This window comes from Hymenobacter sp. 15J16-1T3B (assembly GCF_020711235.1).
Lineage (GTDB): Bacteria > Bacteroidota > Bacteroidia > Cytophagales > Hymenobacteraceae > Solirubrum.
In genome coordinates this window covers 199,291-223,002 of record NZ_JAJFAV010000002.1, presented here as the reverse complement: position 1 = coordinate 223,002, position 23,712 = coordinate 199,291, and the positions used below count along the sequence as shown (strand labels likewise).

Annotated in this window: 21 protein-coding genes and 1 tRNA gene; 15 read left to right on the top strand and 7 right to left on the bottom strand. The window is 65.1% G+C overall.

The window, feature by feature from the left end:
• Positions 1-430 precede the first annotated feature (430 nt).
• From LJ737_RS04215 to LJ737_RS04150, 14 genes are all read left to right on the top strand, one after another.
• Positions 431-4,855 carry a phage tail tape measure protein gene (locus LJ737_RS04215; RefSeq protein WP_227763217.1) on the top strand — a complete coding sequence of 1,475 codons (4,425 nt, stop codon included), beginning with the start codon at positions 431-433 and terminating at the stop codon, positions 4,853-4,855.
• Positions 4,856-5,344: 489 nt separating this feature from the next.
• The gene (locus LJ737_RS04210) at positions 5,345-5,713 is read left to right on the top strand and encodes a ubiquitination-like system serine protease family protein (RefSeq protein WP_227763216.1); all 369 of its coding nucleotides are present in this window, start codon (positions 5,345-5,347) and stop codon (positions 5,711-5,713) included.
• Positions 5,710-6,495 carry a hypothetical protein gene (locus LJ737_RS04205; protein WP_227763215.1) on the top strand — a complete coding sequence of 262 codons (786 nt, stop codon included), beginning with the start codon at positions 5,710-5,712 and terminating at the stop codon, positions 6,493-6,495. The genes LJ737_RS04210 and LJ737_RS04205 overlap by 4 nt, the downstream gene beginning before the upstream one ends.
• A gap of 33 nt (positions 6,496-6,528) precedes the next feature.
• On the top strand, positions 6,529-8,709 hold the full coding sequence (locus LJ737_RS04200; protein ID WP_227763213.1) for a hypothetical protein: 2,181 nt from the start codon (positions 6,529-6,531) through the stop codon (positions 8,707-8,709).
• The gene (locus LJ737_RS04195; protein ID WP_227763211.1) at positions 8,709-11,048 is read left to right on the top strand and encodes a hypothetical protein; all 2,340 of its coding nucleotides are present in this window, start codon (positions 8,709-8,711) and stop codon (positions 11,046-11,048) included. The genes LJ737_RS04200 and LJ737_RS04195 overlap by 1 nt, the downstream gene beginning before the upstream one ends.
• A gap of 58 nt (positions 11,049-11,106) precedes the next feature.
• Positions 11,107-12,819: a hypothetical protein gene (locus LJ737_RS04190; RefSeq protein ID WP_227763208.1), complete on the top strand. Its 1,713-nt coding sequence runs from the start codon at positions 11,107-11,109 to the stop codon at positions 12,817-12,819.
• A gap of 4 nt (positions 12,820-12,823) precedes the next feature.
• A complete protein-coding gene (locus LJ737_RS04185; protein WP_227763207.1) occupies positions 12,824-14,620 on the top strand; it encodes a hypothetical protein in 1,797 nt (598 codons plus the stop codon).
• An 11-nt stretch (positions 14,621-14,631) separates the two neighbouring features.
• Positions 14,632-15,264: a hypothetical protein gene (locus tag LJ737_RS04180; protein WP_227763205.1), complete on the top strand. Its 633-nt coding sequence runs from the start codon at positions 14,632-14,634 to the stop codon at positions 15,262-15,264.
• A gap of 13 nt (positions 15,265-15,277) precedes the next feature.
• On the top strand, positions 15,278-15,934 hold the full coding sequence (locus LJ737_RS04175; protein ID WP_227763204.1) for a DUF6549 family protein: 657 nt from the start codon (positions 15,278-15,280) through the stop codon (positions 15,932-15,934).
• A gap of 21 nt (positions 15,935-15,955) precedes the next feature.
• Positions 15,956-16,369 carry a hypothetical protein gene (locus LJ737_RS04170; RefSeq protein WP_227763203.1) on the top strand — a complete coding sequence of 138 codons (414 nt, stop codon included), beginning with the start codon at positions 15,956-15,958 and terminating at the stop codon, positions 16,367-16,369.
• Between the two features lie 32 nt (positions 16,370-16,401).
• On the top strand, positions 16,402-16,878 hold the full coding sequence (locus tag LJ737_RS04165) for a hypothetical protein (protein ID WP_227763202.1): 477 nt from the start codon (positions 16,402-16,404) through the stop codon (positions 16,876-16,878).
• Positions 16,879-16,903: 25 nt separating this feature from the next.
• A complete protein-coding gene (locus LJ737_RS04160) occupies positions 16,904-17,137 on the top strand; it encodes a hypothetical protein (protein ID WP_227763201.1) in 234 nt (77 codons plus the stop codon).
• Positions 17,134-17,583, top strand: a complete 450-nt coding sequence (locus tag LJ737_RS04155) for a hypothetical protein (RefSeq protein WP_227763199.1) — start codon at positions 17,134-17,136, stop codon at positions 17,581-17,583. Before LJ737_RS04160 ends, LJ737_RS04155 begins: the two co-directional genes overlap by 4 nt.
• 73 nt (positions 17,584-17,656) lie before the next feature.
• A complete protein-coding gene (locus LJ737_RS04150) occupies positions 17,657-18,904 on the top strand; it encodes a hypothetical protein (protein ID WP_227763196.1) in 1,248 nt (415 codons plus the stop codon).
• 33 nt (positions 18,905-18,937) lie between these two features.
• Here the strand turns inward: LJ737_RS04150 and LJ737_RS04145 are convergent, their stop codons facing one another.
• On the bottom strand, positions 18,938-19,318 hold the full coding sequence (locus LJ737_RS04145) for a hypothetical protein (protein WP_227763194.1): 381 nt from the start codon (positions 19,316-19,318) through the stop codon (positions 18,938-18,940).
• 2 nt (positions 19,319-19,320) lie between these two features.
• The gene (locus LJ737_RS04140; RefSeq protein ID WP_227763192.1) at positions 19,321-19,614 is read right to left on the bottom strand and encodes a hypothetical protein; all 294 of its coding nucleotides are present in this window, start codon (positions 19,612-19,614) and stop codon (positions 19,321-19,323) included.
• A gap of 87 nt (positions 19,615-19,701) precedes the next feature.
• Here LJ737_RS04140 and LJ737_RS04135 point away from each other — a divergent pair, with 87 nt between their 5' ends.
• Positions 19,702-19,980, top strand: a complete 279-nt coding sequence (locus LJ737_RS04135) for a hypothetical protein (RefSeq protein WP_227763190.1) — start codon at positions 19,702-19,704, stop codon at positions 19,978-19,980.
• 55 nt (positions 19,981-20,035) lie between these two features.
• Here LJ737_RS04135 and LJ737_RS04130 read toward each other — a convergent pair whose 3' ends face one another.
• The 5 genes from LJ737_RS04130 to LJ737_RS04110 form a co-directional block, all read right to left on the bottom strand.
• A complete protein-coding gene (locus LJ737_RS04130; RefSeq protein WP_227763189.1) occupies positions 20,036-20,425 on the bottom strand; it encodes a hypothetical protein in 390 nt (129 codons plus the stop codon).
• Positions 20,426-20,436: 11 nt separating this feature from the next.
• Entirely contained in the window at positions 20,437-21,780 is a 1,344-nt protein-coding gene (locus LJ737_RS04125; RefSeq protein ID WP_227763187.1) for a tyrosine-type recombinase/integrase, read from the bottom strand.
• A 149-nt stretch (positions 21,781-21,929) separates the two neighbouring features.
• Positions 21,930-22,003: transfer RNA gene (locus LJ737_RS04120), tRNA-Asn, on the bottom strand.
• Between the two features lie 96 nt (positions 22,004-22,099).
• The gene (locus tag LJ737_RS04115) at positions 22,100-22,543 is read right to left on the bottom strand and encodes a Rieske (2Fe-2S) protein (protein WP_227763185.1); all 444 of its coding nucleotides are present in this window, start codon (positions 22,541-22,543) and stop codon (positions 22,100-22,102) included.
• 41 nt (positions 22,544-22,584) lie between these two features.
• Positions 22,585-23,511, bottom strand: coding sequence for a sterol desaturase family protein (locus LJ737_RS04110; protein WP_227763183.1), 927 nt, complete (start codon positions 23,509-23,511; stop codon positions 22,585-22,587).
• Between the last annotated feature and the right edge of the window lie 201 nt (positions 23,512-23,712).

The following is a 23,712-nucleotide window of genomic DNA, read 5'->3' as shown; positions in this document are numbered from 1 at the left end:
TAATGGTGAGAAAAGACAATACCCTATCAGGCTTCAATTTGAAGCAGGGTTCAGGCATGCGACTAGCAATAGGTTAGAAAAGGGGGGCGGCGCTACAGGTGAGGGTAAGGTATTCGATAATCAAGCCTGTTGATGCGCTCGTCTATTAAATTAATGTCATATTTCTATGTTATATAACATTTCCTTGCTTAGTCATTGAACAATAGCTTCTAAGCACAACGCTCAACTAGGATAAGTGCTTGCACCAAGTTGCTTGCAAATGAGTAGCAGCCAGTCATAGCCTCTTGTGGCACCCTTCTCCCGGAATAGAGAGGGGTTTTCTTTTGCGCCGATTTAATGTATATAACTTGCATACATTAACGCAGCGCGCATGGCCAATCCGGTTAGATACGACGACTTATTCGACCAACTGGGCCCGGGGGCCCAAGAGATGGCCGAATTCATTAAGCAGGTGCAGGGCCTGAACCGGAACTACAGGGCCCTGGCCAAGAACCTCGACGCCGATGCGCCGCGGCTGGCCGCGAACCTGAAGGAAGTCAACACGGCCCTGCTCGGCCTGCGCCAGCAGGGCCAGAGCGCCAACGTGGCCAACAAGCAGGACCAGCAGCAGATTGCAGCCCTGACGCAGCAGGTGGCCAAGCTGGCGAAGGAGTACCAGGAACTGAAGGAGGCGCAGGCCGGGCAAGCCACCGTGCGCAAGCAGGTGGCGGATGCGACCAAGCAGGCCACCAGCGAATTGAAGCGCCTGCAGGGCGAGCTGCGCGCAGCCTTCGACGCCAAGGATGCCGAGCGCGCCACCAAAGCAGCACTGGCCATCCAGCAATACAAGAACGACACCGAGCAGCTCAACCGGGCGCTGCGCGGTGCCAACTCGACGTACACGGCCGTCCTCGGCAGCTACAACAACCTCTCGCTGGCCACCGAGCAGCTGGGCCGCAAAATCAAGGCGCTGCCCGGCGGGTTCGACAACACCAGCGAGGAAGCCCAGAAGCTGAAGGCGCAGTTCTACGCCAACACCCAGCAGCTAAAGGATTTCGACCGGGAGCTGAACCAGAACTTTCGGGAAGTCGGCGCCTACGCCCGCGGCATCATCGAGGCCACGCAGGCGCTCAATCAGCAGAAAGCGGCCCTGACCCAGCAGCTGCAGGCGCTGCGCTTGCAGAACAACGCTACCGGGCTGTCGGCCGAGCAGTACAAGAAGCTGCGGGCCGAAATCGACCGCACCGAAACGGAGCTGACCAAAGTCACCGGCCAGCTCCAGCACTATGGCGTCGCCGCTAAGAGAGGCGGCGACGCCACCGGCATCATGGCCGGCGGGGCCGCCAACCTGAGCCAGACCCTGCTGGGCACCTATCTGAGCATCACCGGCCTGCTGGCGGGCCTGACGCAGATTTTCGAGGCCAACGCTAAATACAGCGACCAGCTGGCCAGCGTCCGGAAAACGACCGGCCTCACCTCCGAGGCCACCGACCAGCTGGCGGAAAACCTGAAGAAAATCGACACCCGCACGTCGTTGCAGGGCCTGCTGGACATTGCCAAGGTTGCCGGCCAGCTCGGCGTGGCCGGCAAGGACATCGAGGACTTTACCAAGGCCATCGACGTGGCCACGCAGGCGCTGGAGGACGACTTCTCGGGCGGGGCGGAGCAGATTGCCACCGAGCTGGGCAAGATCAGCACCGTGTTCCGCAAGAACCTCGGGCCCGACCAGGCGCAAAACATCATCCTGATCGGGTCGGCCGTCAACGAACTGGCCGCTTCGGGCGCGGCCACGGCGCCGTTTCTCACCGACGTGGCGCTGCGCACCGGCGCCGTGGCGGCCAACGCCCGCCTGGGGCTGAAAGACGTGCTGGCCTACGCCGCCGTGCTGCAGGAAACCGGCTTCAACGCCGAAACCTCGGGCACGGCCCTCAACCGGCTGTTCAACACCTTGAGCACCCGCACGGAGGCCTCGTTTAAGATTGCCCAGCTGGCGCAGTCGAACCTGACGCTGACCGAGTTCAAGCGCCTCATCAACACCGATTTTCAGGCGGCGCTGACGCTGTTCCTGCGCGGGCTGCGCGAAGGCGGCACCTCAACCACCAAGTTCAACGGCCTGCTCGGCACCCTGAAGCTGCAGTCGGGCGAGGCCAAGTCGGTCATCACCACGCTGGCCCAGAACGTGGAGCTGCTCAGCGACAAGCAGGCCATTGCCAGCGACCAGTTGGCGCGCGGCACCTCGTTGGGCAAGGAAGCGGCCATCGTCAACAACAACCTGGCCGGCTCCTGGAACAAGCTCAAGAACGACGTGAGCAACTTCTTCAGCTCCGGCACCGGTGGCCAGGCGCTGAAGTGGTTCATCGACATGACCCGGGCCGGGCTCAATTTCAAAGAGGGTTTTGGCGCCATTCCGCGGCTGCTGGGCCTCACCAAGCCCGCCGTGGACGACTTCGGCAGCAGCCTGGCCACGCAAGCGCTGGGCCTGCGAAAGTCGGCCGACGGCACCGAGATGCTGCTGGCGCGCTACGAGTCCCTGCGCCGCGTGCTCAACCCCACGCTGACGCAGCAGCGGCAGCTGCGCGACACCGTGCTGCAGCTCAAAACCCGGTTGGGGGAAGAAGCCGTCGTGCTCAACCAGCAGACCGGCCAGTGGGAGCTGAACACGCTGGCCGTGCGCAAGAACCTCGGCGCGACCCGGTCCTCGTACCAGGAAGCCGTGGTGGGCCTGGCCAAGCGCCTGAAAGCCCTCGACGACGAGAAGGCCCGGTCGGAAGCCACAGCCCTGGCCATTCAGGAGGAAGCCACCGCGCGCGAGCGGCTGGTCAAGTCCCAGGTGAAGCTGCAGCCCGGGCAGGATTTCGACGCGGTGCTGCGCGGGCAGGCCGCCCAGCGGGCGAAGACACCCGCCACCTACGACCGGTCGGCCGGTGCCCTGAGCCCGGCCACGCTGCAGGCGTATCAGCAGTACGTCGAGTTGACCCAGCAGGCGCAAGGCGCGGCCAACCAAGCGGCCGTGGCCGACGCCAACCGCAACAAGGTGCTGGCGCAGCTCAAGCGCCTCGGCCTCGACGCGGCCGGCGCCTACACCTACCTGATTCAGGCGACCCAGGACGACAAGGCGGCCACCGACGACAGCGTCGAGGCCGACAAGAAGAAAAAGCAGTCGGTAGCCGACCTCGCCCGCGAGCAATACGAGCTGGCCAAAGCCCGGCTGGAAGCCCGCGTGGCCGATCTGGACCGGCAAGCTGGCAACCCGGCCAACACCGAGGCGCTGCGCACCGAAGCCATCCGCAAAGCCACCCAGGCCCGCATCGAGTTGGCCGCGCTGGAGCGCGACGAACTGATCCGGCAGGCCGTCAAAACCTACAAGGACCAAGTGGGCGGCGAGCGGGCCGCGCAGGTGGCGCGCGTGCGCCTGACGGAGGAATTCAGCCGCAAGAAGCTCGGCATCGAGCGCGACGGCGACCAGCAGCTGCTGGCCCTGCACAACGCGCTGCTGGATCAGCTTTCGGAAATCGACCGGCTGATCATCGACACCGAGCTGCAGGCCTTGGACCAAGTTGTCGGCGATGAACAGCGCAGCCAGCAGGAGCGGCAGCAGGCTGTGCTGGACGGCGCGGCCCGCCGCATCGAGCTGGCCGAAATCGAAGCTGAGGCGCGCAAGCGGGCGGCCAAGGGCGACGCCGTCGAGCTGGCCCGCATCGAGCAGGAGTTGCAGGCCAAGCGCACGCAGATCCTGGCAGCGGTGCGACCGTTCAACGCCGACTTCGCCAACGCAGACTTGGAGCAGAAGTACCTGAAGTCGCAGCTGGCGCTGGAAAACAGCCGCAAGGCGGGCATTCTGACCGAGCGGCAATACGACCGGGAGCGGCGCGAGCTGGAGCGCAAGTTCAACGAAGAAAAGCAGCGCAACTACGCCAAGGACACGACCAAGCAGCGGGAGGCCCTGCAGCAGCAGCTCGACAACACGAAGGCCAACACCGACGCGCAGATTGCCGAGATGCAGCGCCTCAACCAGGAGCGCGCCGACCTGATTCAAGAAGGGCTCTCGGCCGTGGAGGGCTTCGCGTCGTCGTATTTCCAGATCCGCGAGAACCGCCGGCAGCAGGAGTTGCAGAACCTGACGCTGCAGAAGGATTTCGAGCTGAAAAACGCGGGCGAAAACGCCGAGCTGAAAGCCCAGATCGAGGAACGGTACCGGCAACGCGAGCTGGCCATGCGCCGCAAGCAGGCGAAGGCCGACAAAACGGCCGCGCTGTTCCAGGTGGGCCTGAACACGGCCATGGCCGTGACGTCGGTGCTGAGCACGGGCGGCGGCACGCGCTACGCCGACTTCGGCGTGACGGCAGGCATTCTCTCGGCCGTCGTGATTGCCGCCGGCCTGGCGCAGGCCGCGGCCATTGCCTCGAAGCCGCTGCCGCAGTACTGGAAAGGCCGTCAGGGCGGCCCCGAGGAATGGGCCATCGTCGGCGACCGGGGCCGCGAAATCATCGAGGGCCGCTCCGGCGGGGCCCAGCTGATCGACAAGCCCTCGGTGGTGCACCTGAAGCAAGGCGACACCGTGCACACCAACGCCGACACTGAGCGCCTGCTACGGGCCCCGGACTTCGACGCCGACCGCTGGCAGCACCGCCGCTACACCGCCGGCTGGCAACAGGGCGCCGACTCGTTGCAACGCCTCGTGGTGCCCGTGGCGGAGTCTCCTGCCCTGCTGGCCGCCGTGAACGGCATGCGTGGCGACCAGCAGGCCCTGGCTAAGGCCTTCGCGTCCCGCCCGGAATACCACTACCACCTCGGCCCGCGCGGGCTGGAAGAATGGGTGAAGCAAGGCGACAGCTGGACCCACTACGTCAACCGGCGCCACCGGCGCAATGGATAATGAAACGACTGTCTATAATCTGCTCGATGGGCGTGTTAGCCCATTCTTCCCTTCTGATGGCTCTCAAGCATCAAGACGCGGAAATGATGTCAGCCAAAGAGGCTGAGGCTCGCGGTCAACTACCGATTGAGAATAAGCCTAGCCGAATTACAGCCGCCGAGTTAGCTCTAGAGCAACATGAGAGTATCAACCTCGATACGCTGGGCATGTCGGCATATACCAAGTTTACGCCCGAGCCCTACCGGGGCTACATGGGTAATAGGCGCCGTTGGAAATGAGCAGCCGTCGAACCGACCCACCGAAGCCCTGCGGCAAACGGAAGCTGAGCAAGAGCAAGGCCGCCGGCGTCATCAAAGCCGCGCGCCGCTCGCCCAACCCCAACCGGCAAGAGTGCCGCGTGTACTACTGCCGCGGCTGCGAGGCCTGGCACACGGCCAGCAGCCCCTACCGGTCCTATCCTGAGTTCCTGGCCCTTCAACAAGCACAGCAATGAGCAACCGCATTACACCCTTGCCTGATCATCCAGGCGTGTACCGATTCACCTGCCCGGGCTGCAAATGCCAGCATATCGTGTACACCCAAAGCGCCAACAGCTACGGGGCGCGCTGGAGTTACAACGGCAACCCTGAGCGGCCAACATTCAGCCCCAGCCTGCTCATTCGCAGCGGCCACCATATCCCGGGTCATTCGGGCCGGTGCTGGTGTGATTTCAACCGGGACAACCCCGAAAACCCGGCTCCGGCTAGCGTGTGCTGCGGCATCTGCCATTCGTTTGTGCGGGATGGCTACATCGAATTCTTAAACGACTGCACCCACGAGTTGGCCGGTCAAACCGTTGAACTGCCCCTCATCCCGTGAAGACCCTCGCCCTCACCGCCCCGCACACCATCTCGGTGTACGAATCCATGCACGAGCTGCCGGTACTGCGCCACGCCGAGTTTCAGGTGTACCGCCTCTACGAGACCGGCATCGGCGGCGACGACGGAGCCATCAGCCGCCACTTTGCGCAGCTGCATCAGTTCCTGGCCGCCGGCCGCGTCGACGACGCCATCGACCAAGCGGCCAATCTGCAGTACGCGCACGACTTCGCCGTCGACCGCTTCGCGCCCAACTCGCTGGCCTTCGGGTGCCTCGTGGCCGCGGTCGACGGGGAACCCGCCACCGACCTGAGCGAAGCCGGCCTGCGCGCCCTGCTGGCCCGGCTCGACGGGCTGGGCCTGACGGTGGGCCACGTGCAGGAGGTGGTCGACGCCGTTAAAAAAAAAGTCCAGTCTGAACTGAGCGCCGCCTTTCCGCAGCGCTACGGCGACGACGCCCAGGGCTTGGCCACGGCCCAGCAGCTGCGCCGGCGGCTGCTGGCCGTGTGCGACTACCTGGCCACCGAGGCCCCCGAGCACCTGGCCGTGGTGGCGCAGGTCGACGCGTGGCTGCTGGACCAGCAGCGCCCGCCGTGCTTCGACGACGGCGCCCCGGCCAACGTGGTGCAGCAGATGCGGCGCAGCTTCGGCCACCTCTGCGCCACCCTGGCCGACCACGGCACGCCGCAACCGGAGCTGCTGACCGTGTTTCAGTTCGAAACGCGGGTCGACTACCTGCAGCAGAAGTTTGAGCGCGGCAGGGAGGCGGCGGGGGTGCGTTAATGTATATAACTTGCATACATTAACTCTCGCCCGATGCAGAACGCGCCCCGCTACCGCTTCACCCTGATCAGCCCCAACCAAGCGGCGCTGACGCTGGACACCGACCCGGAGGGCTGGGAAGACCTGGGCCTGACGCTGCACCGCGACCCGGTGCTGCACGGCCTGAGCAGCGAGTACACCGACGCTTTCGGCTGGCTGAAGGAGGCGCGGCGGTACCTGGAGCGCGAATACCAACTCGGCGGCATCGAGGCCGACGTGACGGCCCTGATCGAGTACTTCGACCCCAACTCGTTTCTCTGGGAGGAATACTACCGGGCCCGCTTCGACTTCGGCAGCCGGCAGCTAACGGCGACCGAGTTTCGCTGCGGCCTGGAAAAGCTCGGCTTCACGCAGTCGTTTCTGAACCGGGCCGAAACGCCGGTCGACCTCTTTAAAAACGAGTCGGTGAACGGCCGGGCCCTGGCCCCGCTCACGCCCCGCACGCTGCAGCTGCACTCGCGGGCCGTCGTGAAGCGCTACGACATCCGCCAGCCCGACCCGGCCCAGCCGGGCGGGCAGAACGTGGTGAACGACAGCGAAAGCCGGCGGCAGACGTTGTACTTCGGCTTCGGCAGCGGCCCGGAGGTGAACGACTTCGACCTGCAGCCGGTCTTCGGCGGCCCCGTGACGGTGCCCGCCGGCAACCTCTCGCCCCTGGTCCCCATTTACACCACGCAGGAAAGCGGCGTGTTCGACTTCGACACGCAGATCCGGGCGGAACTGGTGGTGGAGCGCAACGGCAACGGAAACGGCGACTTCGACAAGGTGGACGTGGACGTGTGCTTCCGCATCAACGACGAAGCGCCCGTCGTGCTGCGCACCATCCGGGCCACCAACATCGGCGGCACCTACCGCGTCGACCTCGATACCGCCCGCTTCCAGCTTACCCGGCCGCTGGCCATCGCCGACCGGATCTTTCTCTACGCCGACGTGTGGGTGCACGACATCAACCCCAACGCCCTCGGCAACTACTCGTTTCCGATCAAGCTCAACGAACAGCCGGGCTCCTATTTCACGATGCAGGCGGCCTCGCAGACCGAGCCGACCCCGTGCCAGGGCCTGCTGATCTACGAGGCCTTGGACCGCGTGGCGCAGGCCATCACCGACCGCGGCACGGCCTTCCGCTCCGCGTTCTTCGGGCGCACCGACACGTACCCCGCCTACCCGGCCGACGGCCCGGGCAGCCTGCTGTTCACCGCCTCGGGCTTCCAGGTGCGCGGCTTTCCCCTGGCCGTCAAGCCGCTGGTGACGACGTGGCGCGACTTGTTCGGCTCGCTGCAGGCGGTGCACGCGGTGGGCTGCGGCGTCGAGCGCCTGCCCGACGGGCAGGAGGTGGTGCGCGTCGAGCCGCTGGCGTACTGGTACAGCGACGAGGTGGTGCTTGACCTGCTCGAACCAGTGCAGCTGAGCACCAAAACGCTACTCGACCGGCATTTCATCAAAGCCGAGGTGGGCTACCAGAAGTGGCAGACGGGCCAGGTCAACGGCCTCGACGAGTTCAACGCCAAGCGCACCTACGCCACCCCGCTGACCCAGACCGAGCAAACCTACTCGCAGCTGAGCAGCTACGTGGCGTCGGGCTTTCACCTGGAGCTGACGCGCCGCCAGCGCTACGACGCCACCTCGACCACCGACACCGGGGCCGACGCCGATAACTACCTGGTGTGCGTGCTGCGCACCGCGGACGGCTTCGAAACCGAGCGCAACCAGCGCTTTGCCGAGGTCACCGGGCTGTTTTCGCCCTCGACCGCCTACAACCTGCGCCTGAGCCCGGGCCGCATCCTGCGCGCCCACGGCCCGGTGCTGGCCGCCGGCTTGCAGCCGCAGCGGCGCCGGGCCCTGCGCTTCGCCGCCGGGGAAGGCAACAACGCGCTGCGCACGCGGCTGGCCGCCGAACCCGCCGCCGTGGCGGAAAACGGCGACGTGCCGGTGCCCGAGCTGGGCGCCCCGCTCTGGCGGCCCGAGCAGTACTCGTTTACCGCGCCGGTGCGCCACGAGCAGGTGGCCGCGCTGCTGCGCAACCCGCGCGGCCGCGTCCGCTTCCGCGACCAATACGGCCAGCGGCACGAAGGCTGGATCAGCGACTTCAAGCACCGCGCCGCGGGCGACGACGGCCCGCTCGGCTCTTTCGACCTGCTGCCCTGCGCAGCCCTGCTTCCCTTACTCCCCCGCTAATGCGCCCCCTCTTCTACCTCGTCTGGCAAGCCGCCAACCTGCAACGCCTCGTCCAATACAACGAGTCGCTGCCCCGCGCCGTCGTGGCCACCACCGAAGCCATCGACCCGGACGCCAGCATCGAACCCGACCTGGCCACCGGCCCGCCCGACGGCGGCTGGCCCTACGGCGTGGGCGACGTGGTCGATTCGTTTTGCGAGGGCTCCGACGGCGTGACGCTGTTTGCCCTGCACGAGGCGCCGTACGCGGACGTGGCCGTCGACCCCACGGCCGCCGCCTGCGCCGCGCCGCCGGCCGGCTGCGACCTGGTGGCCGGCGTGGCCACCTGGGACGAGGCCTCGGAGCAGGTCACGGTTGCGGCCCCCGCCACCACGCACGGCCCGGTGCAGTTTTCCATCACCGGCATCAACGGCACGTACGTACCGGCCGACGTGACCGGGGGCATCACCTTTCCCACCGAGAGCCTGCCCGCCGGGGCGCACGTGGTCTACCTCAAAGACGCGGGCCTCGGCGGCACGCCTTGCCGCGCCGAGGCCGCGTTCAACATCGTGCGCACCGATCCGCCCGGCCCGCCGACGGGGTACTTCGACAGCTTCGCCGTGGACGACGTGGAGGTGTTCCTCTACTACGTCAGCGACGCCGACGGCCGGCGCGTGACCGTGGCCCTCGATCCGGCCGGCGGCGCGGTGCAGGACGTGCTGACCGCGGCGCAACGCGGCCGGGCCGCCGGGGAACCGATTACCCAGTTCTGCGAGGGCACCACCCGCGTCGACCTGCTGGCCAGCCTGGAAGCGCCCTTTGCCGCGGTGCAGGTGACGCCCAATTCGCCCAGCTGCACGGTGCCCCCGCTGACGCTCACGGCCGCGGGGCAGGCCCCGGCCGCCGCGGGCGGCGCGGGGGCTGCGGTGGCCACCGTTGGCGGCGGCACCTACCCCGTCACGGTGGCCGTGGTGCAAACCGGGGCCCAGCAGCAGCGCGGCAGCGCCGGCACGCTCACCTTCGCCCTGGCCCCGGGCAGCTACACGCTGCGCGCCACCGACAGCGGCTCGCCGGCGCAGGTGGTGGACGCCCCGGTGCTGGTACCCGCCCTGGCCGTGTGGGGCTGCACCGACCCGAACGCCACCAACCCCACCCCGGGCGCCACGGCCGACGACGGCAGCTGCGTGTATGCCCCGCCCGTGGTGACGCCCGTGTTTGCGGTGCCGCTGCTCAACAGCCTGCGCCTGGTCGTCGAGGAAGCGCCCGACAACTGCCTGACCTTCGAAACGCTCGACAACACGCTGTTTTGCCAGCAGACCCGGCCGGGCCAGCAGGTGCGGCCGCTTTACGTGCAGAAGGTGGCGCGCTGCGACGGCGGCCCGCTGCAGGTGCTGACCAACTACACGGCCGTGTCGGCGTCAGTGCGCCGCTGGGGCGACGGGCAGCAGGTGGCCACGGCCAGCGGCGTGCGCGTGCAGCAGCTCACCGGCGCCGCCGCGCCGCTGGCCGTGGCGGTGAGCGACACCGGCGACGGCTGGACCCGGCTGGACAGCCCCGCCACCGCCGACGCGGCGCTGCCGGCCACCCTGCTGCGGGCGGCGCGCGTGGTGCTGGCCGGCGGCGCGGCCGGCACCTACCGGGTGCGCAGCACAGGCCAGGACGCGGCCACGGGAGCGCCGTACCTGGTGCTGCAGCGGCCGTGGGCGGCGCCCGGGGGCGACGTCACCGCCAGCTGGGACCTGGGCGGCCCGGGCTTCGACGTGTGGGAAGTGCCGCTCGACTGGGCCGCGCTGCCCGACGGCGAATACACCGTGCGGGTGCGGGCCACGCGCAACGGCTGGGCCGACGCGGTGGCCAACTCGGAGCCCCTGCGCGTGGCCGACGCCCACCCCAACACGGTGCTGGTGGAATACCGCAACCGCGACAACTGCTTCGGCATGGTGTGGACCACCGGCATCACGCCGCGGCTGCGCGTCGACGGGGTGTTTTTCCGCCGCAAACCCGCCGGCACGCTGGCCGTGCACCGCAACTCCACCAACGTGCCGACGGTCATCAGCTCGACGGCGCAGCGCAAAATCCTGCTGGAAACGATGGAGGTGCCGGAATACCTGCACGAGAAGCTGTTCGTGGCGTGCCGCTTGGACTGGCTGCGCGTGAACGGCGTGCGGGTGCAAGCCGAGGAACCCTACGAGGCGGCCGACCAGACCGTCTACCCGCTCACCAGCGGCAAAGTGGCCTTGGAACAGCTCGACTGGTTGGGCGCGGGCAACGGCGACGACGCGGGCCCGGTGCTGCCCGAGGGCGACAACCTGCTGGTGCTGCGCGGCACCGGCGGCTTCCTAAAACTGCGGGGCGCGTAGAAAGCCTGATTTAATGTATATAACTTGCATACATTAAATCAGGCTTTTCGCACCGCCTATGGCCAACAAGGATATCCCGTCGCACGACCCCTGGCCCGTTTCCAGCCCGTTGGCCCAGGGCATGGCGCTGCTTTACGACCCGACGACCGACAAGGAATACCGGGCCAACGCAGGCGACCTGCCGGGCGGCGCGGGCGCGGTACCGGGCAACAACGACCGGCCGGACCTCTGGAAAGCGGCGCGCTGGTACAGCACGGGCACGCCCGGGTACGACGGCGCGGGCCCGGTGCTGCTGGGGCTGCTGGCCAGCCACCCGGAGCGGTTCTGCTACCAGACCCGGGTGCTGGTGGAGTTCAACCCCGACGGCTCGCGCAACCAAACCTACCGCTTCATCTACGACGCGGCCAGCGCGCTGGAGGTGCCGCGCGAATTCGGTGCGGGTGCGCCGCTGCTGCCGGTGCGCCTGGTGCTGGAGTCGTCGCCGGAAGCGCGGCTGGCCAGTATTCCGCTGTTCAAGAACACCACGCCGGTGTACTACAAGGCCGACACCACGGCCACGCCGCCGGTGGCGGGGGACTTCGTGCAGCACGTCGTCAGCGGCGACACCCAGGCCACGGTGCACACGCCCAAACGCAACCTCGTGGCCACCGCCTTCCCCGGCGGCGTGATTCCGGCGCCCACGGGCCTGCCGGGCGACGTGAACTGGCTGAAGCTGGGCAGCGCCCCGCCCGTCACGCCGGCGCAGCCCACGCGCATCGTCGTGACCCAGGCCGACGCCGTGTACTACGCCGGGGCGGGGCTGCTCACCACCGACCTGCCGGTGCTCATCACCGACCGCCGCAAGAACGGGGTGGACTTGCCCAACGTGCTCGTGAACGGCTCGGTCGACAACTTTCGGCTCAGCGCCAGCGCGCAGCTCGTGCCGGCAACGGGACCGGTGGAAGACGGACGCTACACGCTGGCCACCGACGACTTCAGCCCGATCGACTACACGCTGCTGGCCGCGGTGCGGGTAACGTTTCCCGGTGCGGGGGCGAAAGGCTACCCGGATTTGGCCAGCGCCGTGGCCGGGACCCTGGCGGACTTCGGCGGGCTGGACGAATGCACGTTTTTGCTGAACAGCGCGCAGGTCGTCAGCAGCAACATCCAGTTGGACAACGCCGCGGCCTTGGTGGGGCAGCAAGTGGCCATCATCGTCGAGTCCGGGGCCACGTTGCGCCTGCCGACCAGCGAAACCCAGGGCGTGTACATCTCCGGCGGCGGCGGCACGGGCACGGTCGTGTTGCAGGGCACCATCCGCAACAGCCGCGTCATCAGCTCCGAGCAAGTGGTGCTAACCACCTGCACCGTCTACAACAGCGCGCTTTCCATCAATACCGTGGCCGCCGGTGCCACGCTGACGGTGGGCGCGGCTACCACGCTGCCCGCGGGCTTTTTCGCGGGCATGACCGACAATGGCGACGGCAGCTACTCGACGCCCGACGGCGGTACGGTTGTCGACCAGCGCGGGGGCAGCGCGTCCGGCGCCACGCTCGACCTGCTGGCCCTAACGCCGGCCCAGCTCGATGAGGTAATGGCCCTGACGTTCGGCACCGACGGCGAGGCGACGGACGCCACGCCCGCTTGGTCGCGGCCCGGCCACGAGTTCGACGCCAAGTATCCTTCTGGCGACGCTTACCACTTCTACTGCCGCCGCGGCACCTACGTGCCCGGCGACGCCACGTCCGGCGCCGGCCCCCGCTGGCACCGCATCTTCAAACAGCAAGCGTAAGCACATGGCCACCTTCTTCCCGGTTTACTCCGATTCCTACCCGGCATACGGCAGCAGCCAGCCGGCGCCGCAGCCGCTGGGCACGCCCACCAACTTCCAGGCCACCGCCACCTCGGCCACGTCCGTTGGCCTGGCGTGGTCGGCGGCCGTCGGCGCCCCGGCGGGCGTGCAGTTCGTGCTGCAGCGCAGCACCGCCGCCGATTTCAGCGCCAACCTGATTACGGTCTACACCGGGCCCAACACGAGCGTCAACAACGTGGCGGGCCTGCTGGCGGCCACCTCGTATTGGTACCGCGTGAAGGCCACGCGCAGCGGCTACCCCGATTCGGGCTACGCCACCGACGACGTGACCACGCCGGCCGGCGGGGGCGGCGGGCTGCAGGTGTTTGAGCCCACGGCGGCCCAAACCAAGGACGGCGGCCGGCGCGTGGTGCTCGGCGACCACGTGCGCTACGAGTCGTTTGCCGACCGCGACCTGGTGTGCACCAAGGACACCTACGAGCTGGCGCTGCAGACGACCTGGCCCGACTCGGTGGCGCTGGCCAACCTCACGTTATTTGTGAAGGAAGGCCAGCCGGAAGACCCGGGCGAGTTCGTGTTCTTCGACCAGCTGCCGGTGACGGCGGGCGCCGTGGGCCGGCAATACAAAACCGTTTCGGGCCTGCCGTTCCCCTGCGTGCTGCGCATCCGCGACTCGGGCCGGCGCAGCTCGCCCAGCTTCTCCTACACGGTGTTCGTGGGCGTGCGCGACACCGTTGCCCCGACCTACCTAACGCAGACGCCCCCGCAGCACCGCAAGGTGCTCATCGGCGACAGCCGCGAAACCAACGACGGCTCGACCCGGCCCGGCTACGTGGGCCAGAGCACCACCGTGCGCCGCCGCTACGAAGCGGCCGGCACGGCCGGGGTGATTATCCGCTCGACGGGCGGCGCCTCGTTCTTCAGCGAGTTCAGCGGGGGCGACAACGCCCAGCGCGAGGCGTACATGGAGACGCTGGAGCCGCTGGCCGACGGCACGGTCGACACCGAATTCATCCTCGCCCTCTTCCGCAACGACTGGTACGCCGGGCGCACCGCCGCGCAATACCAGGCCGACGTGGACGACTTCGCCCAACGCTTCAACACCCGCTTCGCCGGCCGGCCGGTCACGTTGTCGCTGCAGCTGCCCTACCCGGATTTCGACGCGCCCGGCCAGGCCAACATCCCCGACTACCGCACGGCCATGCAAACCGTGGCGGCGGCCCGGGGGCTGGGCCTCAAGGAAGGCAACGACTTGGCCGAGCCGCTGCAGGACTACCGCACCGACGGCGTGCACTTCAACAACGAAGGCAACGAGATGGTGGGCCAGCGCCGCTACTGGCGCCTCTCCGGCGACACGACCGTGTGGCCGCTGACGCCGGATTACTTCGGCATCGGCGAGCAGATGACGGTGGCCGACGTGGGCATCCGCATTCTGATCACGCCCAACTACGCCCTCTACACCTCCGACAGCTACGGCGGCGAAATTGCCCTGGTGTCGGGCTCGGGTGGGCAGATCGAGCTCTACGTGAACAGCGCCACCTACACGCACTACTACCACCTGGACAGCTACGGCGGCGGGGTGAACAACGTGTACCTCGACGACGATTTCAGCGCCCCGTTCGACACGTTCAACACCAAAAGCACCACCGGCGCCGACGTGCCCGGGCAAAGCAAGGTGTTCAACTTCGGCACCAAGCGCGTGCGCAAGCTCACCATCCGGCCGGCCACCGGCCCCGGCGGCCCGCTCTACATCTGGTTTTTCAAAGGCCTGCCCGGCTAAGCACTACTCCCGTGCCCGACCTCTCCACCATCCCCCCGCCAGAGCTAAAAACGCTGAGCACCGCCTTCTGGACGCTGCTCATCACCGGCGCGGGCTTGTTCGCCACCTACGCCAAAAAACTCTACGAGGACTGGCAGGCCAAGCGCCAGCAAGCCAAGCAGAGCAATCCCGCCTTCCTGGCAGAGCGCCAGGCTGCCCTGGACCAGTACGCGCAGCACGTCTGCGAGCGGTCCGGCTGCGACCATGTGAGCCTCTACCAGTTCCACAACGGTCAGTACTTCACCAACGGCGACAGCATCCAAAAGATCAGCATGGTGACCGAGGCGGTGTGCGATGCGTCGCTGGCCCGCTGGAAGATGCTAAGCCGGGATTTGCCCTGCAGCAGCTTCCCCAACACGCTGCTGGCCGCCTCGAAGCAAGCGCGGGTGTGGCTTTACCCGGGCGAGTGTGAGGATTTCGCCGCCAACAAAGTGCTCAGCGACCGGGGCTACACCTGCGCCGTGGTGCTGCTGGTGCGCGGCAACAAAGGGGCCTGGGTGGGGCTGGTGGTGCTGAGCTGGTGCGAGGGCCGGCAGACCGATGACACAATTGACCCCGCGGCGCTGGAGCACCACCGCCGCGAATTCGCCTACAAACTCACCTAACACACCTATGCTCATGTCCTCCCCCTTCTCAACCGCCTGGCGTCTGTTTGGCGTGGCGTGCTTCCTGCTGCTGATCAGCATGGCGTTCGGGGCCTACCAGTGGTTCCGCAGCCGCGACTGGAGCACCAAGTACCTGCAGACCCGCAACTACTACGAGGCCCGCGAAGACTCGCTGGTGAAGGTGCGCGACGCGGCCGGGCGCGAAACCGTGGTCTACAAAACCACCGGCCTGAGCCCGGCCACCCTGAAGCAGCTGCGCTACGGCCTCGCCGCCGAGCTGCGCGACCAGTTGCGGGAAGAGTTCGGCCGCAGCGCGCAGCTGCTGTTCGGCCAGCGGGCCTCGGTGGTGACGGCGCAGCAGCTGCCGGCGGTGGCCTTGCGCGACACCGTGCTGCGCATCGTGACCAAGACCGACACGGTGACGGTGCCGGCGAAGGCTGCGACCTACCGCGACGCGTGGCTGACGCTGACGGCCGCCGTGCTGCCGGGCGACTCGCTGTCGGCCACCTACAAGATCCGCAACGAATTCGACGTGCGGGCCTACTCCAAGCGCGACGCGAAGCACTGGTGGCAGTTCTGGAAGCCCCGCCGCGTCTTCGTCGACTTGAAAAACAAGAACCCAAACACCACCACCGACAAGATGGAAGCGGTGCTGGTGGAAAAGGAATAAGCTCACTTCAACCCTTTTTCTATGTCTCTAGCCCCTTCCTTCCGCGTGGCCAAGTGGCTGCGCCACCGTGCCGGCTGGCTGCTGGCCATTGCCCTGCTGCTGCTCTGGCCCCGGGCCCAGCAGCTGCTGGTCGACTTCCAGCAGCTCTACACCGGTGACGAACAAACCGCCCTGGCCACCTCGCCCTGGCTGCCGCTGGGCAATCCGCTCAGCAAACTGCTGCTGACGATGGCCGTGGCCGCGCTCGGCTACGGCTTCATGTGGCTGGGCATGCGGCTGTTTCACACCTGCATGCACGCCTGGGCCAAAACGGATTACAAACGCGCGTTCGACGCTCTGTCCGACAAATGGAAAATCGTGCTGTTCTGCGGCTTCTGGTTGGGGCTGCTCTTCTACTTTGCCCTGATCTGGCTCGGGGCCAGTCTGGTCGCGTAAGCCGTGCCCAGCAGGCCGCCAACGCCGCCTGCGTGCTGCAGTGGTGCACCTCGAAGCTGTACGTCCGCGAGGCCACCGGCCGCAACGACGGCCCAGAAATCGACGCCTGGAACAAAGCCGCCGGCGCCGCGCCCCGCTCTTTTTGGTGCGCCACCTACCAGACGGCCGGCCAGCGGGCCTGCGGGCTGCCGGTGCCGGCGGGGCCGGCCGGCAGCTACAACTGGTTCAAGCCGGGCAGCGCCCGCACCTACTACATCCGGGGCCAGCGCGGCGCCGTCGACTCGCTGAAGGCCGGCCACCTGGTCGGCTTCTACTACGCCAACCTGGGCCGCATCGGGCACATCGGCCGGCTGCAGGCGCCGACCCGCGTGGCCCGGCGCGGCAACGCCCGCGGCTGGACTACCCTGGAAGGCAACACCGGCTCGGGCGGCGGGCGCAACGGCGCCGGCGTGCACGTGCTGCTGCGCGCCAGCTGGGAGTTCTACGCCGGCGCCAACTGGTCTTACTGATTCACCCATTTAACCTTTCCCGCTTATGTTCTCCAAACTGACCACCGCCGAAAAGTGGTTTTTCGGCCTGTTCTTGGTGCTGATGGTGCTGACGCCCATTGGCTACTACTTCTACGATGTGTCTACCGAGGGCAGCGCGCCGGGCGTGCTGCTGTTTGCCTTGGTCATGCTCATCGTCTGGTTTGCCGCGCTGCTGGTTACCATCCGCCAGAAGCACGCCGACGAGTTCGAGCAGCGCCGTAAGGACCGACGGCTATGAGCTGGCTGCAGGCGTACCTGCCAGTGCTGGTGCTACTCGGCGGGGTGTTTTGGCTGGCGGGTACGGCCGCCGGCAGCAACGCGTACCAGGTGCTCAAGAACTACGACATCAGCCACCTCTGGGAAACCCGCGAGCGGCTGGCGGCCATCGGGCCGCAGGCGGTGCTGGCTTACCTGCCCGACCTACTGGCCGGGCAGCACTGGCTGGCGCTGGCCAGTGTGGTGCTCAGCCTGCCAGCGGCCGCAGCGCTGTTCTCGCTGCGCTTTGACCGACGGATGAACTCCCGTCGGCACCTCAATCCGCTCTATGTCGGCACTGACCCGGGCACTGCGGCCAGCGACTCGCAGGTTCAACGCTGGGGCCTGACCGGCCTGCAGTATGCGTTGGTGAAGGCAGCGATTATGCTTCTCTGTCTAGGCGTGCTACTATGGTTGCGCTGCCCATGAAAACCAAGCGCAAGCGCCAAGGGTGGTACCGCATCCGTCAGTAGTCGTATATTGAGCCTCCTTGCTAGAGGGAGTGGGTTCCATCCACAACGAAGCCCCGGTCGCGCCAACGACCGGGGCTTTTGTTAAGTACTGGCCGGGTTTTATCGGGGCCTGCGCTTCCGCAGGCCTAAACTTTTCTGATAATTTAAACATGCTTCAAAATTTATTAGACACGCTTTCATCTCTTGGTAGAGTCAAGCAATGGACTTTTTTTGCATTGTTTTTATCTACTCTATTTGCATTAACAAAACTACTGGTTGGCGAATTTTCTACGCTTCCTAATATAGAAGAGTCGTTAAAGCAATTAATTACATTTTCTGCTCTACTTGTTACGCTGATTTATGCTGTGATGATACCTAGACTATTATCTGATCAAGAAAAGAGAGATAAATATCTAGAAGATTTTAGATCGAAGTGCAGGGAAATACATCTTTACAAAGACTTTATCTATGCACTGTATAGAATATCTATTAGCAGAATACAGCAAGATGGATTGAACTATCCAAGCTACTTGACCAGATTGCCACATGAGAAAATATCAACCTATTACATAACTGATAGCTCACGAGACTCCACCCCAGAAGAAATAAGCAACAAGGCTCAACTATTGCACGACTTCCCTGAACTCAAAGCAAGGAATTTCATACTATTTACTGCTTACTTGGAAAGCATAGCGTATTATGGAAAGGAAACATGGGACCAAGGATACAGCACAAATTCGCCTGATAATATCCGACTTATAACAGAAGAGGAACTATGGCGCATTGGGTTCTGCAGCTCTAAAATAACCGCTTTGCTATTTGTATCATCTGGAGATATTGTAGATAGAATACACAGAACCTGGAGCAATAATTTAGATAATTCTATCGAATTTCTTAAGAGCATCGCCATCAATTCAATATCAAGCTTGAATCTATCAAAGTTAGACCCAGCGCAAAACAACACATCTGAGTTAGTCAATAAAACAACAAGATCCTTTGTTCACAAATCGTATAACGCAGCCAAGTTACTAGTTGAGCTAAACACTGATTATAGCCCCAAAAAATATATACATATGTTCTCCAGCTCAAGTGCAGTAATAGCTGCTGGCGCCATAGGTCCATTATTAGCGCTTCTTTTCGAGTTCAGCTATGCAGCCAAAGTTATAATTGCCTGCACGTCTTCAATATCGGTCCTGTCCTTTTTAATGCTGTTTACAATTGATCTTTATCAGTATCTAAAACAAGACAATACCGATTCCCTACGAATGAAGAAAGATGAAAAAATCACGTTTAGATAAGACCATACTCAGCTTAAGCATCCACACTCAGTGCTAATACTCATTGCCGACAACCACGCCAGCGGGCCAAACTCCGCGCTCATACCCTGCTGCCAGCGCCGCCAAGGCCACGGCCGAATCAAAGGATTGTAGCACGTCGCGGTAGCCGGCCATGGGCACCTCGGCTTTCTCGTAGTTGCAGTAACCGGCCGCCACGTAAAAACCGGCCTGATTGACGTGGCGCCCGACCCAGTGCTTCGCTTGGTAGGGCAGCACCTGCTGCGGGTCGCCGGCCCAGAGGATATAGGCAACGTGCTCCTGCAGCAGGTGCTGCTTTAGCTGAGCCAGCGTTACGCCCGGCTGCGGAACGTAGAGGCAGATAACGCGGCCGGCTTCGGCCTTTAAGGTCAGGGCAATGTGCTCCGGCTGGTCCATGCTCAGGCGCGTTTGCGTTGGCGTTGCTTGTCGAGCTGCTTGCGCAGCGCGCCGATGGCGTCCAAGGCTTCGGCCGTGTAAACGCTGACCGAGTACCAGATGCGCCCGCCGATGATCTGGTCGTGCACCTGGTCGATGTGGCCCTGCGCCTTCATTTCGGCTACCTCGGCGCGGGAAAGCACCCGCTTGGTGTGTATTTGGTATTCGCCCGCGGGCGTGACAATCATGCTGATGCGGCGGTTGTGCAGCCGGCGCGTCACGCCCCGCACCCATATATCGTTCTCCGGCAGCAGCATACCGGGCAATGCGTTTTTCCGACTCATGCTAATTTTGTTGGCAGTTATTTGCCAAATATATTAGCAGTCTACACAAAAGCAATTCCCATGGAATCCAACGCCCGCTTCGTACTTGGTGCTGCCGTTCACCTGGACCCGCACGCCACCAACCTGGAAATCCGCATCAACGACGGCTCCTGCCCGTGGGTCATCACCCACGATTTCCAGCGCTACCTGCGCGAAGGCCAGGATGCCACGGCGGCGTATCTGGCCAAACGCTACCTTGCCAGCCGGCCCGATCAGCTGCGCTACTGCAACCTCGCGGTGGTGACCGGCTTGCTCTTGGTCGCTATGGAAGAATACGAAACACGAGATGCCTGCGCCTGAGTTATGAGTTACAATCCCGGCGGCTGGAGCGAATCCAAGCTCAAAGCCTACTTTATCATGATGTTGATTGCAATGGCGGCGGTAGTACTTGGCCAGTGGCTGGGGCTGATCCACATTCCCCCGCCCACGCCGGGTTCCGGTAGGCCAGCTTCAGCAGTTGCCGCCGACTCAGTTGCACCGCCCGCCCGTCCTTCCGGAGAGTAAACACGTCGTAGCCGTTTTTCACTACGAAGTGAATCTGCCGCCACGGCCGGTTCCGGCCGGCCGCATCCGCGTGGGGCAGGTGCCACAGCCGTTTGCGGGCGTCCACGCCGTAGTGCTGGTACGGCTCGCGCAGCAGCCATTTCAGCTCGTGCACCCCGGCCGGCGGCACCACCACGCCCGTGGGTAGCGCCGCGGCGGGCTTGCCGTTCACGATAAACCACTGCCGACGCTGGAACCGCATCTTTCACTACGTTAGGCCGGGTTGGCGTCGTACCAGTCGCCCAGAATCTGCTGCCAGGCCTCGAGCACCTGGGGAGCCAGCAGCCGGGCTTTGTCCTTGGCGTAGCGGTCGGTCACGTCTTCGTCAGCATGCCCGAGCACCAGCTTGGCCAGGGCCTTGTTGCCCGACACCTGCTTTAACAAGGTGCCGGCCGTGTGCCGGGCCGTGTGCGTGCCGATGACCTGCCAGACTGGTCGCCAGTTGTGGTGCACCTTGCCACCGCTGATTTTGCGGTCATCCCATTCGCGCGTCAGCCCCGCCTCCTTGGCCACTTGCTTGATCCACTCGTTTCGGTCCTGGTGCCCCCGGGCCGGAAACTGCCACTGCCACCGCTCGCCGATGCGCACGGCAATCGGCGGCAAGGGCACGGCCGCATCAAGGCCCGTTTTGCCCTGGGTGTGCAGCAGCGCCGGCACCTGCCGGCCGTCGTCGAGCGTGAGTACAGTGCGTTGCCGGGCGTGCTCCAGCTTTTCCAAGTCCTCGTAACGGCGACCGCTGAAGAGCTGAAACAGCCACCGGTCCCGTTCCTCGGCCAGTTGCGCCGTGGTGGGTCGCCAGCGGATCAGCCGCCGCAGCTCGTCGATTTCCAAGTCGAGCTGCGGCGCGTTCTGCGCCGAGTATTGCAGCCACGGGGCATCGGTGGGCAGGCCCAGGCGCTCGAAGCACTTGCGGATGCCGGTGAAGTGCACCTTAATCGCGGCGTCGCTGAGCTTCTGGTCCAGCAGGTGGTTGCGGTACTCGGCGGCGGTTTCTTCGTCGAGGGCCGCCGGCCGCAGCTCGGGCCGCCAGCTTTCCATCATCGTGGCCAGCTGGTCGTACTTGCGCAGCGAGTCGGGCGCCAGGTGCCGGTTCAGGTGCTTCCACTGCTCGAGCAACTCGCGCCACGTCACGCCGGTGCTCGGGGCCGCCGGCTTCTTGGTAGCGGCCTTGGCGGCGGGTGCCGGGGCCGGTGCATCCGCGCTGGGCGGGAACAGCTCGGCTTCCATCATCGGCTTGGTGACGCGCGTGTAGCCGTGCGGGCCGGAGAGCTTGCGGAAGGCCGCCTCGATGCGGTCGAACCACAGCTGCAGGGCCGAGTTGATGCGCGTGGCGTTGGGGTGGTTGCTGGTCACGCGCTGGGTGCCCGGGTCGTAGAGCTGCTCGGGCCTCCCCTTCTTGTCGACCTGCTCGGGCAAAATGCGCACCCCGGGCGACACGCAGAAGTCGGTGTTGTGGAAATAGGCAATGATGCGCGCCTCCTTATACCCGCGGGCATCCGGGCGGCGCAAGTACACGTGAATCTTGATCTTATCGATGGGCGTTCGGGTTCTGGTCACAGGTTGGTCAGTATTTTGGTCATGGATTACACGCAACTAAAAGGCGCTAATTGCGTGGCCCATGCCCGCGAAAAGCGCCAGAAACGGCCGAAAACGCCGTAAAACAGCAATACCCGCCAGTTGCCTAGCGGGTATTGACTCAGTGAAAGCGCTCCCTCCTGGGCTCGAACCAGGGACCCTCTGATTAACAGTCAGATGCTCTAACCGGCTGAGCTAAGGAAGCGGTTATGGCGGCGTTTCATTGCCGTTGCGGGTGCAATATTAGATACAGGAACGCTTTTCTGCAACTCCACGGCAAATATTTTTTTATCACCTCTGACTAGTTGGTGATATACAGCAAGTTGCCGTTTACGGAAGTAGTGTACTGCCGCAACGGCCGGCGGGCCGGACCGCTAGTCACCAAGCCGTTGGAAGGGTCGAAACGCGAGGTGCAGCAGCTGTCGACGAGGAAAAAGCCGGACCGATCCATGCTGACCCGGGCGCAGGCGTCGTAAGGCTGGTACGGGCAGTTGCGCTCAAAAGCGAGGTATTGCTGCGCGCTTTGCCGCACCACAATAATGCCGCGCACCCCGCCGGGGCGATAAATGAAGCCTCTATTTAGGAGCAAGGGCGCGGCGTCCTGGTTGCTGAGGTTAATCAGGTCGTTGACCACGGCCGACGGAATGGCCGGCTCGACGCTGGTGCCCGACGAGCCGCAGCCGGCGAGTAAACCCAGCCCCAGCGCGGCACCTAGTAGCCCACGACGACGAAATAGATAATGCATGGTGCAATAACGTCAGAAGCCCGGTTTTCTGTTCATGTCGCCTACGGTTGGAGCACCCGGCCAGCCATTCCAGCCCCGGGGCAGCTAAGCAGCATCGGGCTAGTCCGCCAGTTGGTCGATTGGGCCGGGCGCTGGCGGTCGGGCACGGTGCCGTCGGGGCGGGCCCAGGGGCGCAGGGGCGTCAGCGGCAGGCATAGCAGCTGCGCGGCGCTTTGCGCGGGCGCCTCGGGGTAGGCGGGCACCCCGATGGTTAGGTCTTGCTGGGGCACGTGCAGGCGCAGGGTGCGGTGTAGCCGGTCCCAGAGCGTAAGCACCACGCCGAAGTTGCTCTGCGTTTCGCGCCGCACGTCGGAGTGGTGGATGCCGTGCATGCGGGGCGTCACCAGCACGCGCACAACGCTGCGCTCCAGGGCTAGCGGCAGCCGCCAGTTGCTGTGGTGAAATGCCGTGCCGGCTTCGAACAGGGCCTCGTAGGCCAGCACCGTGCCCGGGCGCACACCCAGCAACGCCGGCAAGGCGCCCCGGTATGGGATGCTAGCCAGCATTTCCCCAAAATGGAAGCGCCAAGCCGTGGTCAGGTCCATGTCGCGGTCGAGGTGATGCACGCGGTGCAGGCGCCAGAGCAGCGGCGCGTGCAGCAGGCGGTGCCAAGTGTAAGCCACGTAATCGAGCAGCAGCCACTCCAGTACCAGCCGCGCCGGCGCCGCCACGCGGGCCAGGGCGCCCCGGCTGCGGCCCCGCTGCGCCAGGCCCACCATGGCCGGCAACAGGGCAAGGCGCAACAGCAGCAGCGACGGACCGGCCACCGCTACGTTGCGCGGCCAGCGTTCGGTCCGGGGCCGGGTGCGCCGCCGCAGCGGCCGCAGGGTTTCACCGAGCAGCACGACCAAGGCCACTGCGGCCAGCACCGGGGTGGCCCACCGGTCGAAACGGCGCAGCTCCGGGGCGCGCCAGGCGAATAAAGACATAAGCGGTGGCCGTCGATGGGAAATAACCATTAGGTACCGGCTTGCGGCGGCTTAAGTTGCGGCCGGGTTGCTTCCACAGCACGGCGCCCGGAGCTGTGCTCCCTTTACATCAAGGACCGATGCACGCAACCTTGCCATCCGCCTGGCCGAACCGGAGGCTGATACAGCCGGGGCGCAGTGCGGGCGTCGCAGCAGCTATTA